This is a genomic window from Clostridium sp. UBA7339 (assembly GCF_002470865.1).
Lineage (GTDB): Bacteria > Bacillota > Clostridia > Clostridiales > Clostridiaceae > Clostridium_J > Clostridium_J sulfidigenes.
Genome location: NZ_DKPI01000012.1, coordinates 313,472 through 325,668, shown reverse-complemented (window position 1 = coordinate 325,668; position 12,197 = coordinate 313,472). Strand labels below are relative to the sequence as shown.

The 12,197-nt window shown below is 27.6% G+C and carries 16 protein-coding genes; 3 read left to right on the top strand and 13 right to left on the bottom strand.

The features are described 5' to 3' along the window. The first annotated feature begins 50 nt into the window (after positions 1 to 50). Positions 51 to 245 carry an aspartyl-phosphate phosphatase Spo0E family protein gene (locus B2S02_RS13360; protein WP_035133703.1) on the top strand — a complete coding sequence of 65 codons (195 nt, stop codon included), beginning with the start codon at positions 51 to 53 and terminating at the stop codon, positions 243 to 245. On the opposite strand, the gene B2S02_RS13355 is transcribed toward B2S02_RS13360, so the two are convergent. From B2S02_RS13355 to B2S02_RS13335, 5 genes are all read right to left on the bottom strand, one after another. After that, on the bottom strand, positions 242 to 808 hold the full coding sequence (locus B2S02_RS13355) for a flavodoxin family protein (protein ID WP_346920866.1): 567 nt from the start codon (positions 806 to 808) through the stop codon (positions 242 to 244). The two genes, B2S02_RS13360 and B2S02_RS13355, sit on opposite strands and share 4 nt — an antisense overlap. 6 nt (positions 809 to 814) lie before the next feature. Continuing rightward, a complete protein-coding gene (locus B2S02_RS13350) occupies positions 815 to 1,207 on the bottom strand; it encodes a hypothetical protein (protein ID WP_346920865.1) in 393 nt (130 codons plus the stop codon). A gap of 358 nt (positions 1,208 to 1,565) precedes the next feature. Next, the gene (gene def, locus B2S02_RS13345; protein WP_346920864.1) at positions 1,566 to 2,045 is read right to left on the bottom strand and encodes a peptide deformylase; all 480 of its coding nucleotides are present in this window, start codon (positions 2,043 to 2,045) and stop codon (positions 1,566 to 1,568) included. Between the two features lie 92 nt (positions 2,046 to 2,137). Then, positions 2,138 to 2,479 (bottom strand): hypothetical protein, encoded by a 342-nt coding sequence (locus B2S02_RS13340; protein WP_346920863.1) that lies wholly within the window; start codon positions 2,477 to 2,479, stop codon positions 2,138 to 2,140. A gap of 44 nt (positions 2,480 to 2,523) precedes the next feature. Next, entirely contained in the window at positions 2,524 to 4,527 is a 2,004-nt protein-coding gene (locus B2S02_RS13335; protein WP_346920862.1) for a S9 family peptidase, read from the bottom strand. 321 nt (positions 4,528 to 4,848) lie between these two features. Here B2S02_RS13335 and B2S02_RS18265 point away from each other — a divergent pair, with 321 nt between their 5' ends. Further along, positions 4,849 to 5,415, top strand: a complete 567-nt coding sequence (locus B2S02_RS18265; RefSeq protein WP_084178167.1) for a metal-dependent hydrolase — start codon at positions 4,849 to 4,851, stop codon at positions 5,413 to 5,415. 78 nt (positions 5,416 to 5,493) lie between these two features. Here B2S02_RS18265 and B2S02_RS13330 read toward each other — a convergent pair whose 3' ends face one another. Continuing rightward, complete coding sequence (locus B2S02_RS13330) at positions 5,494 to 6,417, bottom strand: DMT family transporter (RefSeq protein ID WP_346920861.1); 924 nt, start codon at positions 6,415 to 6,417, stop codon at positions 5,494 to 5,496. 247 nt (positions 6,418 to 6,664) lie between these two features. Here B2S02_RS13330 and B2S02_RS13325 point away from each other — a divergent pair, with 247 nt between their 5' ends. Beyond that, positions 6,665 to 6,928 carry an ATP cone domain-containing protein gene (locus B2S02_RS13325; RefSeq protein ID WP_150842366.1) on the top strand — a complete coding sequence of 88 codons (264 nt, stop codon included), beginning with the start codon at positions 6,665 to 6,667 and terminating at the stop codon, positions 6,926 to 6,928. 55 nt (positions 6,929 to 6,983) lie between these two features. On the opposite strand, the gene B2S02_RS13320 is transcribed toward B2S02_RS13325, so the two are convergent. The 7 genes from B2S02_RS13320 to B2S02_RS13290 all read right to left on the bottom strand — a co-directional run bounded on the left by B2S02_RS13320 (position 6,984) and on the right by B2S02_RS13290 (position 11,991). Next, entirely contained in the window at positions 6,984 to 7,508 is a 525-nt protein-coding gene (locus tag B2S02_RS13320; protein ID WP_346920860.1) for a biotin transporter BioY, read from the bottom strand. Positions 7,509 to 7,774: 266 nt separating this feature from the next. Next, a complete protein-coding gene (locus B2S02_RS13315) occupies positions 7,775 to 8,314 on the bottom strand; it encodes a DUF402 domain-containing protein (protein ID WP_346920859.1) in 540 nt (179 codons plus the stop codon). Between the two features lie 36 nt (positions 8,315 to 8,350). After that, positions 8,351 to 8,890 (bottom strand): 2'-5' RNA ligase family protein, encoded by a 540-nt coding sequence (locus tag B2S02_RS13310; RefSeq protein ID WP_346920858.1) that lies wholly within the window; start codon positions 8,888 to 8,890, stop codon positions 8,351 to 8,353. Positions 8,891 to 9,050: 160 nt separating this feature from the next. Continuing rightward, positions 9,051 to 9,581 (bottom strand): 2'-5' RNA ligase family protein, encoded by a 531-nt coding sequence (locus B2S02_RS13305; RefSeq protein WP_346920857.1) that lies wholly within the window; start codon positions 9,579 to 9,581, stop codon positions 9,051 to 9,053. Positions 9,582 to 9,585: 4 nt separating this feature from the next. Next, entirely contained in the window at positions 9,586 to 10,263 is a 678-nt protein-coding gene (locus tag B2S02_RS13300; protein WP_414632894.1) for a hypothetical protein, read from the bottom strand. A 14-nt stretch (positions 10,264 to 10,277) separates the two neighbouring features. Then, positions 10,278 to 10,754 (bottom strand): NUDIX hydrolase, encoded by a 477-nt coding sequence (locus B2S02_RS13295; RefSeq protein WP_346920856.1) that lies wholly within the window; start codon positions 10,752 to 10,754, stop codon positions 10,278 to 10,280. Positions 10,755 to 11,124: 370 nt separating this feature from the next. Then, a complete protein-coding gene (locus B2S02_RS13290) occupies positions 11,125 to 11,991 on the bottom strand; it encodes a CAP domain-containing protein (RefSeq protein WP_346920855.1) in 867 nt (288 codons plus the stop codon). Between the last annotated feature and the right edge of the window lie 206 nt (positions 11,992 to 12,197).

Sequence of the window (12,197 nt, the reverse complement as noted above, 5' to 3'; positions counted from 1 at the left end):
ATGCTATATCTCTGTTAAAATAAAAATATAAAGTTTAAGGATGTGATGGTATGTTATTAAAATTTAAATTCCTAAATCAAAAAATTAAATCTTTTAAACTACTACTACATGTACTGCTTAGATTTAAGAGACCTACAGATAATATTGTTGTAATATGCTCTCAACATTTAGATGAATATATCGTAGAATATCAAAAGATGAGTAATAATTCTAATAATGATAAAAAACATAAGAAATTAGCCTAATGTACTTCCACATTTATCATGTTTTGACATTTTAAAATATCATCATAATGTTTATTAATATAATTATAATTTATGTCTGTATTGTCTATATATAGTTTAAATGAAATATCACAGTTAAGGGTATTAAAAAAATATTTACCTATAGTTTCCATAGAGTTAAACATATTATTCCAGGAACTGCCCCCATTAAATATAAATATACCCTGTTTTCGTTCTTTTGTATTTTGCTTAAAAATAAACTTTTTACTCCAGAGCACTTGACACCTATCTATCAATGATTTTAATGGTGATGGAAACATACCAAAATACATAGGAGATGCTAAAATGATTATATCACATTCTTGTATATGTTTATAAATATCCGTCATAGAATCTTTAATTGAGCACTCCCCTAATACTTTACTACAATATTTACAATCAATACATGGATTAATATTCATATCATAGCAATTAATATACTTTATTTCCACGTTGGGATTAATACCTTCCAAAATTGAATCTACTATTTTATTTGTGTGACCTTCTTTATTTGGAGAACCATTTATTATAATTATTTTTTTCATAATTAATTATAACTCCATAATTAATTCATCAATATCTACAGGTAAAACTTCTCTATAAAATGCAACTAAAAAATTCATTGAGCCATAATCCTCTTCTGAAAGCTCATAAGACAACATTTCATAATCTAAATCATACTCCTCTGAAATTTCATCTACTATGTCATTAATATTATCTATTGCAGTATCATTTAAATAAGGTAGAAAATACTCTTCATACCATTGTTCTCCTTCTCTTTTTTCCTCACAATCTTCATTGGCAAATTCTCTAGCTCCTTCAATTTCTAACTCGTCAAATTCGTAAGAAAATTTAATTATGAAGCAATGATCATGCTTTTTTACTTCTGTAATATTTTCTAAAGCATTATCCTCTAAAATCTCTATAATTTCTTGTTTATTCATAGTATAGTACTCCTTTATTTTTATTTATTATATTTCTACTACATTTACTTAATTTCTGCATTTCTAAGTCTCTATATGCAAGATTTCTTTAATTCACTAAATTTATAAATTAATATTTGTTTATGTATTTCTTTATATTATATACTTTCACTTATTACATAATAAAGCTTAAATTTTACCTTTATTATATAATAATCTAAATTTTAGTATAAATCTATATTAAAGTTTTTAAATAGCCTATTTAAAGTTATCTATAATAACTTTAAATTCACAAAATAAATAAGAACTGTTAAAAGGTTATATTTATAAATAACCATTTAACAGTTCCATCTATTTTCACATTACCAATAAATAACTTTTATTCTTTACCTTCCACTAATTCATACATTTCATCAGCTTTTTCCATATAAAGAATTCCTTCTAAATGATCCATCTCATGACAAAAAACTCTTGCCATAAAATCTTCTACTTCATACTTTATAAGTTTACCATTTTCATTTAATGCTTCAACTATCATTTTTGTAGGTCTTTCAACCACTCCTTCATATCCCACATAGCTAAGACATCCCTCATAATCTCTAGCTGTTTCTTTAGATACTTTAATAGCTTTAGGATTAATCAGTATTAAAGGCGAAGAATTATCAGGCGTTAAGTCAATTAATATAACTCTTTTATTTACAGCAATTTGTGGAGCTGCAAGTCCAATACCTTCAACCGTTGATAATGTATCCTTTAAATCTTGAATTAAATCTCTTATTTCTTCATTTATCTCAACTACAGTATCACTAACCCTTTTTAAATGTTCATCTCCATATTGAACTATCTTCTTTACTGCCATCTTAAGTTACCCCTTTCATATTCTTTCATAAGTATATTAAACCATATTTTTATATATTTTTCATCCTATGTTTTTAGCATCTTACTAAAATACTAAGAAAAATAACCTACATAATAGCATATTAAAATTATCAAAGAAATACATCCCCTTAGTATATGATGTTTTAAATTCAGCTTATTAAATATTTTATATCCATGAATTATTGCAGCTACATGTATTGATATCAATCCTAACAAAAGTATATATAACATATTACTTCCACTTTTAAACTGTGTAATAGAAGCAAGTAAAATAGCTACGCTTCCTGTAATCATCAATAAATTAGGAAAAATACTTTCTCTACTTTCTTTGATGGCCATAGCACAAGCAAACATAGATAATCCACCATAGATTATTATTAAAATCAAGGATATAAGTTTAAAAGTCATAGCCATATTACTCCTCCTATTCTGAATTTTTTCATTTATAATTCATACAATTATTTTAGATGTTCTTCAAACCAATTTGTTATTTCTGTAATTCTTCTTATTCTATGCTTTGGTTTTCCACTTCTGCTAAGCTCATGGTTTTCTCCTCTAAACATGCAAAGTCTAGCTTCAACTCCATGATATTTTAAAGCTGTGAACATCTGTATACCTTCTGCTAACCAACATCTATAGTCTTCTTCTGAATGTATAAATAAAGTTGGTGTCTTAACTTTATCTGCATATTTAAGCGGTGAATGATACCATAATTTATCCACATTACTCCATGGAGTGCCACCATTTTGATCATCTACAAAATAGAACCCTATATCTGTAGTGCAAAACTTAGAAATCCAGTTAGATATACTTCTTTGAGATGCTGCAGCTTTAAATCTATCAGTATGACCAATTATCCAGTTAGTCATAAATCCTCCATAAGATCCACCAGTTACCCCTACATTGTTTACATCAATATTTTTATACTTCTCTAAAACTATATCTGTAAAAGTCATTATATCATGGTAATCAATAGTTCCGTATTTCCCTCTAATGTCTGCATAAGCTCTCCCATGACCGTCACTCCCCCTTGGGTTACAAAAGAATACAAAGTACCCCATATTAGCCCAAAGTTGCATCTCATGATAAAAAACTTCACCATATACAGTTTTAGGTCCACCATGAATATCTAAAATAGCAGGATATTTTTTATCTTCTTCAAAGTCTACAGGTTTTAATACCCATCCTTCTATTACAACACCTGGTTCTGTTTCAACCTCAACTCTTTCTGGTTTCGAGATTTTTAATTCATCATGAATCCACTGATTAAATTTTGAAATTTCACACTCGCTACCATCTTTTAAAGAATATATTTCTTGTAATTTTTGATTTCTAAGGCCTATAAATAATATACTACCATTCTTAACATCAAAACAATCTACAGACCCTTTATTAAAACTTATTTTTTCTATATTTCCATCTATATTGATTCTATTTATATAAGAACTATCTATTTCTGTAGTTATAAAATATAAGTATTTACTATCTCTTACAATAGATTTTCCTCCTCCATATCTACAATCTGAACCTACAGAGTTCCATGTACTTTTATCAAAATCTGGAGTTAATAAGGTTTTAATCTTAGTATTTATATCTATTAGGTAGAATCTACCATCCTCATTAATTCCATATTCTTGCATATCACTTCCAAGTACTATTAATTTCTCTTCATCCATGAAATTTACATAGCTATAAGAAAATTTTTCTTCTCCGTTAATTAAAGAAAGCTCATCTAATTTAATATTATAAATATATAGCTCATCATTAATTGCTGCCTTATCTTTATAGGAGCTTGCAGCAAATACTACCTTACTTTTATCTTCACTTAATTCTAATGACATAACCGAAGTATACTCATCAGTTATTAAGTTTATCTCCTCTGTACTTACTACATATTTGTATAATCCACTTCTCTTTTTATTAGTAAATCCACCACCATTGCTCCAAAATGGAATCTCATCTAAAACTTCATAGTCCTTCTCTTCTTTTCTAGACTTTAATTCCTCAACTTTTTCAGCGTCAGAAAGTCCAATTAAACTTTTTCTCCCAACTTTATGAATCCCTGTGAAAAGGAATGTATCTTCATCCACCTCAACTATAGTTTCAACTAACATAGGGATTTTAAAAGCCTTAACAGCTTCTCCACCACGAATATTTAACTTGTAGAATTGAGTAAATTCATCACCATCTTCAAGTTTCTTTTTATCCTTACTATCTCTTACTCCTTGAAATAATATAGTCTCATTATCTTGGAGCCATATATAACTTCTTTCTTTATTAAAAGTAGTCAATTGATGATACTTATTCAAAGTTAAATCATAAAGCCACAAATTAGAATCATATGTGTTATCCTCTAAATTACAATTAGACACTACAAAACAAGCAGTATCTCCCTTTGGTGAAAAGTTTAGAGATGATAAAAAATTATATTTTGTAAAATCTTCTAGTTGAATGTTTTTCATGACACTCCCCCCCAATTACATATTGAAATAATTATACCATATTTTAACTTCATTGTAATTATTATAATATGACTTATTGACATACTTCACTATTTTTTTCTTAAGCTAAACCAATTAATCATTGTACAGCTTTACTCCTTGCAGAACAATAAAACAAATATCTTTTTTAAATTTCACTTACTTGATTTATATAGAATTCCATTATCAAAATTTTATAATACATATCACAAAAACATATGTACGTAACCCTATAATTAATATATAATGTATTTAACTACTGAGCAGATATTATAGCTTTAATAATTAGTAGTAAAACAGAAGATGACAGGTGAAAAAATGACAAAACAAACACATGAATCTGGTGGATTTTTAGTTGGAGTTATAACTATTTACCCAATGATCCTAAAGAACTTAAACAATTACTTATTAATTTATCAGTTACTATTGATAATTTTATATTTTCGTGCAGTAAATATTGGAGCACTATTTCCTGATATAGATCTTAAAAGTTCTTATATAAGCAAAAGATATCCATTAATTTCAAAATCCTTAGGTAAAAAATTTAAACACAGAGGTTTTACCCATAGTTTACTGTGTTTAATAGTATTATATATAGTTTATATTTTTTTTATTTACATAAGCAACTGGAATGTGGTAATAGAAATATTATGCTATGGTTTTTGGTTTGGGTATGCATCACATATATTTCTAGATTTATTTACTCACCAAGGGGTAGAATTATTATTTCCACTAAAAATTAACATTAATTTCCTTAATCTTAAAACTAATTCAATAGGTGAAAAAATCTTTAATAAAATATTAAAGATTTTATATTTACTACCATTATCATATTATATTTATAAAATTTATATTTATTTTCTACTATAACCTAATATGAATAAAGCTTGTATTATAATCTACTGCATTCATAATTGCAGTAGCTATAGTACAAGCTTTAATATAATATTAAATATTTTCTGCCATATCTTTTAAACCTTTTTCTGAAGGCTTTAGTTGAGAAATTATTATAGCTATAAATATAAGTATACATCCAACTAAGCCTCTAGCACCAATTCTTTCTCCTAAGAACATAGCACCACCTAATGCACCAAACACAGATTCCATGCTAAGAAGTATAGCTGCATGTGACGGTTTTGCATTTTTTTGTGCTACTACTTGAAGAGTATATGCAACTCCTACAGATAAAAGCCCACCATATAATATTGATACCATAGCTCCAGAAATACCTACCATATTAATATCTTCAAATATAATAGCCATTACTAAACTTAAAATTGAACATGTAGCAAATTGTATACTTGATAACTTTAATGGATCTATTTTTTTAGTAAAGTTATCAATTAATAAAATATGTATAGCCCATCCTACAGATCCTATTAATACTAATAAATCACCATTTGATATAGAAAAATCTTCATTAATGCTTAATAGATATAATCCAATAATGGCTATAACTATTCCTATCCAAGTACTTTTATTAACCTTTTGCTTTAAAAATAATCCTAATATAGGAACTATAACCATATAGAGTCCAGTAATGAAACCAGCCTTTCCGGCAGTTGTACCCATAACTCCCATTTGCTGAAGACTTGTTGCTATAAACAAGGCACAACCCGCAATTATCCCAGCTTTAACTGTAAGTTTTAAAGAATCTCTATCATTATTTTTGGTCTCCTCATTCTCTCCCTTTTTCTTATTTAAAAATAAAATTAACGGTATCAACGAAATACTTCCAAGGGTAAACCTAATACCATTATATGTAAAAGCCCCTACATGTTCTGCTCCTACCTTTTGAGCTACAAATGCTAACCCCCATATTGCAGCTGTAAGTAGAAGTAAAATATTTGCTTTTAGTTGAGTCTTAGTCATAATAATCCCCTTTCAATTTAAACCTTTTTCATTATGAGAAAATTTATTTCTCATAATGAATAATCTATATGTTTTTTAACATATACTTATTAAATTCTACAAATTTTTCATTATTCCTCTTTTAAATAAAATTTTATTAGTACTACAATTTTATTACTTAAATATATGTTATTATTATATATTTAAGTGTATAATTACTATAAATAAACTAATGTGTGAATAATAACTATAGTAAGGAGGCGTTTAAATGAAATTTATAAAGAAGAATGGAAATGTTGTTTCCTTTGAACCATCAAAAATTAAAACTAGTGTTGAAAATGCTGGCTCTGATGTAGATATTCAACTTAACTCTAAAGAACTAGAACTAATTGTTTCAGATGTAGAGTCAATCTTAATATCTTTATCTAGAGAAATAACTACTGGTTATGAAGTAAGAAGCATTGTAGTAGAAGCATTAATTAAATATGGATATAAAAACATAGCTAAGTCATATATGCTAAATATACTTTAATCCTAAATCAGTTATAAAAAGCACAGTAGCTATCTACCGTGCTTTTATTAATCCTCTATACATATTTTTTTAACCTTTTAACTAAGAAAGCTGATAAAATGATTTTTAATATATCTCCAATTAAAAATGGCACTACACACATAAGCAACGCCTCTATTAGTCCACTTTGAGTTATATGCATAAACCATACTGTTCCTACGAAGTAACATCCTAAGATACCTACTACCATAGCCACTGTATAAGAATATATACTGTTCCCTAACCTTTTAACTATAACTCCAATTATAATTGTAGTTATAACATATCCTACTATATATCCTCCTGTAGGACCAACTAGAATTCCAAGCCCCCCTGTAAAGTTTGCATAAACAGGAACTCCAATAGCTCCAATTATTACATATACCAATTGACTAATTGAACTTATCTTAGTTTCTAACAAGCCTCCTGCAATAAAAACTGATATCATGGCAAGATTTATAGGAATAGGAGTAAATGGCAGTGGTATTGATATTTGTGAGAGAATAGCTGTTAATGCAGCAAAAGTAGCGCATAATATAATGTTCTTAGTTGTAATTTTCAATGTTGTACCTCCCATATTAATACTTATTATATTTTATTTCAAATATTTATTCCCTCATATATTAACATATGTGTACATCCATTTCTATAGCTTTTGCGAAAATTGTAATCTTTTTTTAAAGATTAGGTTTACAATATCTTTTATGTATTTTTTAAATTATACCTATACTAAAAAATATTACACGAATCCTTATGAAATCTTCAACTTTGTTTGAAACATGCTCAGAGGTATCTTATACAAAACATTTCTTATATGTAATATATTTCCTAAGAAATATTTTGTAAATGGTTATAATATTTATTAGTAAGTTCATATAATTTTTCAAAGTTTTTATTTATCCATACAATAAGTTCCTTAGCCTGTTCTTTTGCATCTCCATATTGTTTTTCTGTTATTTCCTTATTATTTAAAGCCTCTTCTAATTCCTCTTCGTCTAATAAAATTACTTCTCCTGTAGTTAACACTACTATATCCAAAAATAAGTCATCATAAAAAGGTATTCCATCCTCAGTAAGTTCATATTTTTCTGAAATGTCAAAATACCATTGAATTATATTGTGTTTTTCATCAATCATAACTGTTAATACATAGTTTTTATTTTCTGGAAAATACTGAATCCAAGAATATTCCTTATCCACAATACAATAATCCACACCCTTAGTTTGTATAATTAACGGTTCTGTTATCTCTTTCATATGGATACTTGATATATATCCTCTTAACTCTTTATTATCTATGAATTCAATTTTAAACTCTTTCCTTAATACTCTACTCCAATCTGGCTTATTAGCAAATCTTCTCTTCATTATATATCGTCTCCTTATAATGCTTATTAATATAATCTACTCTTGTAAATTAATCTCTATTTCCCTAATCGATCTATCATTTTTAACTACAATTTCTGCAGATATCTTGTCCACCTTAGAAAAAAACTTTTCTTTCACATTTCCAATTTTTTCATACGCAATATTTAGCTCTTCCTCAGAACTAAATTTGCCAATAGTCATATGAGGTATAAATTCAACCTGATTTAACCACTGTGGCTTATACACCTTAAGTATTCCATCATATAATCTACTGTGAATTTCTCTTATTTCTTCTTTGCCTTTCTTTACCTCTAAACATAAATATAAACTTGAATCACTGCTAATTTTTATTATTCCTTCGAGTTCCACATGAAAGGGCTTTACACCCTTTAATGATTCATTCATCCAATTTCTCAATTGGTACTCTTTAATTTTACTTTCAAAAGGAAAGACTAACGTAATATGAGGACTCACATTATTTACAAAAGGATCATAAGTTTCTCTTATTTCATTAATTATATTTATATTTTGAAACTCTGGAAATATCATTATACATCTTTTTATATCATTACCCATATCTACTCCTATCCAGATATATATTACAAATATATAAAATTTATTCTAGCTTAATTATAAATATTTATTGTAATTTTAACTTTATATATAACTATATCTATATTAATTTTCTATAATAACTATTGATTTTAAATTATCAATCAGTAGTTATTATATTATTTTACTTTTGGAAAAGATACTCTCTATGTAATACCCAAGTATTAGTATCCCATCTATAAATACTTATATTATCAAAATAGCCGTGAAAATTGCATGGATACTTATTTATATAATTCCAAAGATCATAATATATGGTTTTTATTCTTTTTGAACTTATGGTAATATGAAATATTTTATCCTTACCATCTTTATTAGTAAATTCAATATAAGGAATCCTACTCATTTTACTAATTAATTCATCGTGAAGAGCCTTTCCCTCTTCACTCATTATCATATCCATATATATCACTCTATCATCAAAGTGATTATAACCGTTAATCTCTAAAGGCTCTCTTTTATGAGATATACAATAATTTTCTATAGATTTCTCTAGTTCTTTAATATCTCCATCATATTCAAAGGGGGCTTTTATAGTAAAATGTGCAGGTAATTTTGAAGACTTAGCCTTAAACTTATCATAAACTTCTTTTCTAAGATTATTGTTAAAATCTCCTGCTTCTCCCTTTATAACGGAAACAATAACGTATCTCATTTTATCACTTCCTAACTCCACTTTCTATTATTGAAAAACCCTTCTCTTCACAATCTATTTCAGCTTTTGCTCCATAAGGAATTGTAATCATAGGTGCTGTGTGTCCAAAATTCACATTAAATAGTATTGGTAAATCTTTTAGTTTCAATTCATCTCTTATGACCTTAATAAAAGCTTCCTTATACTCATTATAATAAACATTATCATAAGGTTTTCCAAAAACTATTCCATTTATATTTTGTAAAATTCCTTGAGCTCCATAGTTTCGTAGCCAATATTCCACATAAGTAGGTTCTGGTTTATCTTCTGATGTTTCCAAAAACAATATTCCATCTTTCCACTTGTCACTACTTGGCCATACTTCAGTTCCTTTTAACATTTCTAATACATCAATACAACCACCTATTAAATGTCCTTGAACCTTTCCACTTCCTTGTAATAATTCATATTCCATATTTTTATTTACTTTTCTTGGAATAAATTTATTCTCTATTTCCCAAGGCAGATGTTCACTTGTCCAAAGAATATTTTCATCTCCTGCTCCGCCCCAAGATAGACTTATAGTTGCAACTTTATCTCCTTCCATTAACATAATGGGTTTTTTAAGTTCCATGGAGTTTAAATCATTTCCTTCATTGTTTTTATAATCTGATTTTAACACATCTTCAAAGTTTTTTCCCATTTTTTAACTCCCTCCTACCTAATGCTTATAGGTTTATTTAATTTTGCTCCATCATCTAAAGTATATATTCTGCAAACTTTATTAAATAAATGAGGCTGTATTGATGGATAAGTAAGATTTTTAGGTTGATTATCGAATAAGCAAATTTCCCCAATTTCCAAGTTAGGAAGTTCACCTAACTCCTCAATATCGGCAAAGAAAAGTGCCCCATAGGATTCATCATATTCATCAATGTCATTACTCTCCCTTACAACAGAGTATATATTTACAGGATTAAGTTTAAATTTTATAGCTCCTGCTTCTTCTCTCAATTCTCTATTTGCAGTATCCTTTATACTTTCATTCTCTTCTCTATGTCCTCCTGGAATCTCCCAAGTATCTCTTTCTTTATGCTTTACAAATATCCATTGATTCATATATCTTGCCATTATTACTGCAAATTTCAATTTATAATCATCTATTTCGCTAAATTTATAAAAATTAACTTTCATTATTCCACTCCTTACCAATATAAGATTACTCTATAAACAGAGTTCTTAGCTTCTCTGAAGCTTACTAACAGAATTCTTAGTATCAATTTATTTGATACTTAGAAGTCGTTGTCCTTTAGGGGAAATCGTTATCCAGGGACGTACCAGCTCTTAACTCCCACTTTAAAAAAAGAGGGAGTATTAGAGCTGGTAGTCATCGGATTAACCTTTATTATATATTACAATAAACTTACAGTATTAACAAATGAATAATAACTTTTAATAAATGTTTTATGTAAAATAAAAGCACTAAAGATATCTTTTATCTTAGTGCTTTTTTAATTTAATCCTTAATTACATATTTACAGTGAAACTTTTAATGCTTGTACTATTATTTATAGAACTCCTGTGTAGCATAGTATCTATTCCCAGCTTTATATACCCCAACACCTATGCTTGTAAAGTTAGGGGATAGTATGTTTTCTCTATGTCCTTGTGAATTCATCCAATTTGTCATAAATTGATTTGCAAGTTCATTTATATCAGATACTCCACCTATATAAGCTATATTCTCTCCCCAAGATCTATAAGAAATACCGTCTCTAGCCATTTGTGCTGTTATAAGCTCACCCTCTAGATTTTTATGGTCAAAGTAATTTTTATCTCCCATATCCTTTGATTTTATTCTTGCGTATTTCTCCATAAGACTACTGTAACTTAGGGTGCTCATACCCGCTCTAGCCCTCTCTTCATTTACTTTTGTAAATATAAGCTGTTCTATTTGTGATGAAAAATCACCTGTAACTGTTGTAGTCGATGTAGTTGATTTAGATGGTGTATTAACTTTTTCCTGAGAAGGTACTGATGACTTTTCAGTATTACTATAAGAATTATCTTCAGTTATTTCTTCTTGATTATTAACTGTAGTATTAGAACTTTCTTTTTCCTCTAAATTCCTTCCTTCATCATTATTAACTACATTTTTATCATTTTGTGAATTATCAGCTTGTCCACTACCTCGAGATAACCTAGTATCTTTACTAAGGTTTATTTCTTCATTACTGTTTTTATCTTCTTCATTTACTTCATCATATAAAGCAATTTCATTTCTCTTGTCCCCTATTGTGTCTTCTTTTTCATCTACACTTTCAATAGCTGAATTATTAATGTACTTAGAATTATTTTGTAAAGTTAATCCTACCAGTGCAGTGCCTGCTAATGCTCCACATATAATTAATGTAATAAGTTTCCTCTTCATTAGTATCACTCCTTTTAATTCCCTTATTATTTATTTATAACATAAAATATAGAATTTTTTATTAGTAGAACACTTCCTATGATTCTATAATAATTAATAATTTCATATTATTTACTTATAATAACGTTCCTCTCTTCTATAAATTTTTCTACTAACTATAATACAAATGCTATAATTGTTACACTTTTCCAGATTAATAAATGAAT

What these genes read in the sequence shown, in the direction of transcription:
- B2S02_RS13360 (WP_035133703.1), top strand. Translation starts at nt 51, where the DNA reads ATGTTATTAAAATTTAAATTCCTAAATCAAAAAATTAAATCTTTTAAA.
- B2S02_RS13355 (WP_346920866.1), bottom strand. Translation starts at nt 808, where the DNA reads ATGAAAAAAATAATTATAATAAATGGTTCTCCAAATAAAGAAGGTCAC.
- B2S02_RS13350 (WP_346920865.1), bottom strand. Translation starts at nt 1,207, where the DNA reads ATGAATAAACAAGAAATTATAGAGATTTTAGAGGATAATGCTTTAGAA.
- def (WP_346920864.1), bottom strand. Translation starts at nt 2,045, where the DNA reads ATGGCAGTAAAGAAGATAGTTCAATATGGAGATGAACATTTAAAAAGG.
- B2S02_RS13340 (WP_346920863.1), bottom strand. Translation starts at nt 2,479, where the DNA reads ATGGCTATGACTTTTAAACTTATATCCTTGATTTTAATAATAATCTAT.
- B2S02_RS13335 (WP_346920862.1), bottom strand. Translation starts at nt 4,527, where the DNA reads ATGAAAAACATTCAACTAGAAGATTTTACAAAATATAATTTTTTATCA.
- B2S02_RS18265 (WP_084178167.1), top strand. Translation starts at nt 4,849, where the DNA reads ATGACAGGTGAAAAAATGACAAAACAAACACATGAATCTGGTGGATTT.
- B2S02_RS13330 (WP_346920861.1), bottom strand. Translation starts at nt 6,417, where the DNA reads ATGACTAAGACTCAACTAAAAGCAAATATTTTACTTCTACTTACAGCT.
- B2S02_RS13325 (WP_150842366.1), top strand. Translation starts at nt 6,665, where the DNA reads ATGAAATTTATAAAGAAGAATGGAAATGTTGTTTCCTTTGAACCATCA.
- B2S02_RS13315 (WP_346920859.1), bottom strand. Translation starts at nt 8,314, where the DNA reads ATGAAGAGAAGATTTGCTAATAAGCCAGATTGGAGTAGAGTATTAAGG.
- B2S02_RS13310 (WP_346920858.1), bottom strand. Translation starts at nt 8,890, where the DNA reads ATGGGTAATGATATAAAAAGATGTATAATGATATTTCCAGAGTTTCAA.
- B2S02_RS13305 (WP_346920857.1), bottom strand. Translation starts at nt 9,581, where the DNA reads ATGAGATACGTTATTGTTTCCGTTATAAAGGGAGAAGCAGGAGATTTT.
- B2S02_RS13300 (WP_414632894.1), bottom strand. Translation starts at nt 10,263, where the DNA reads ATGGGAAAAAACTTTGAAGATGTGTTAAAATCAGATTATAAAAACAAT.
- B2S02_RS13295 (WP_346920856.1), bottom strand. Translation starts at nt 10,754, where the DNA reads ATGAAAGTTAATTTTTATAAATTTAGCGAAATAGATGATTATAAATTG.
- B2S02_RS13290 (WP_346920855.1), bottom strand. Translation starts at nt 11,991, where the DNA reads ATGAAGAGGAAACTTATTACATTAATTATATGTGGAGCATTAGCAGGC.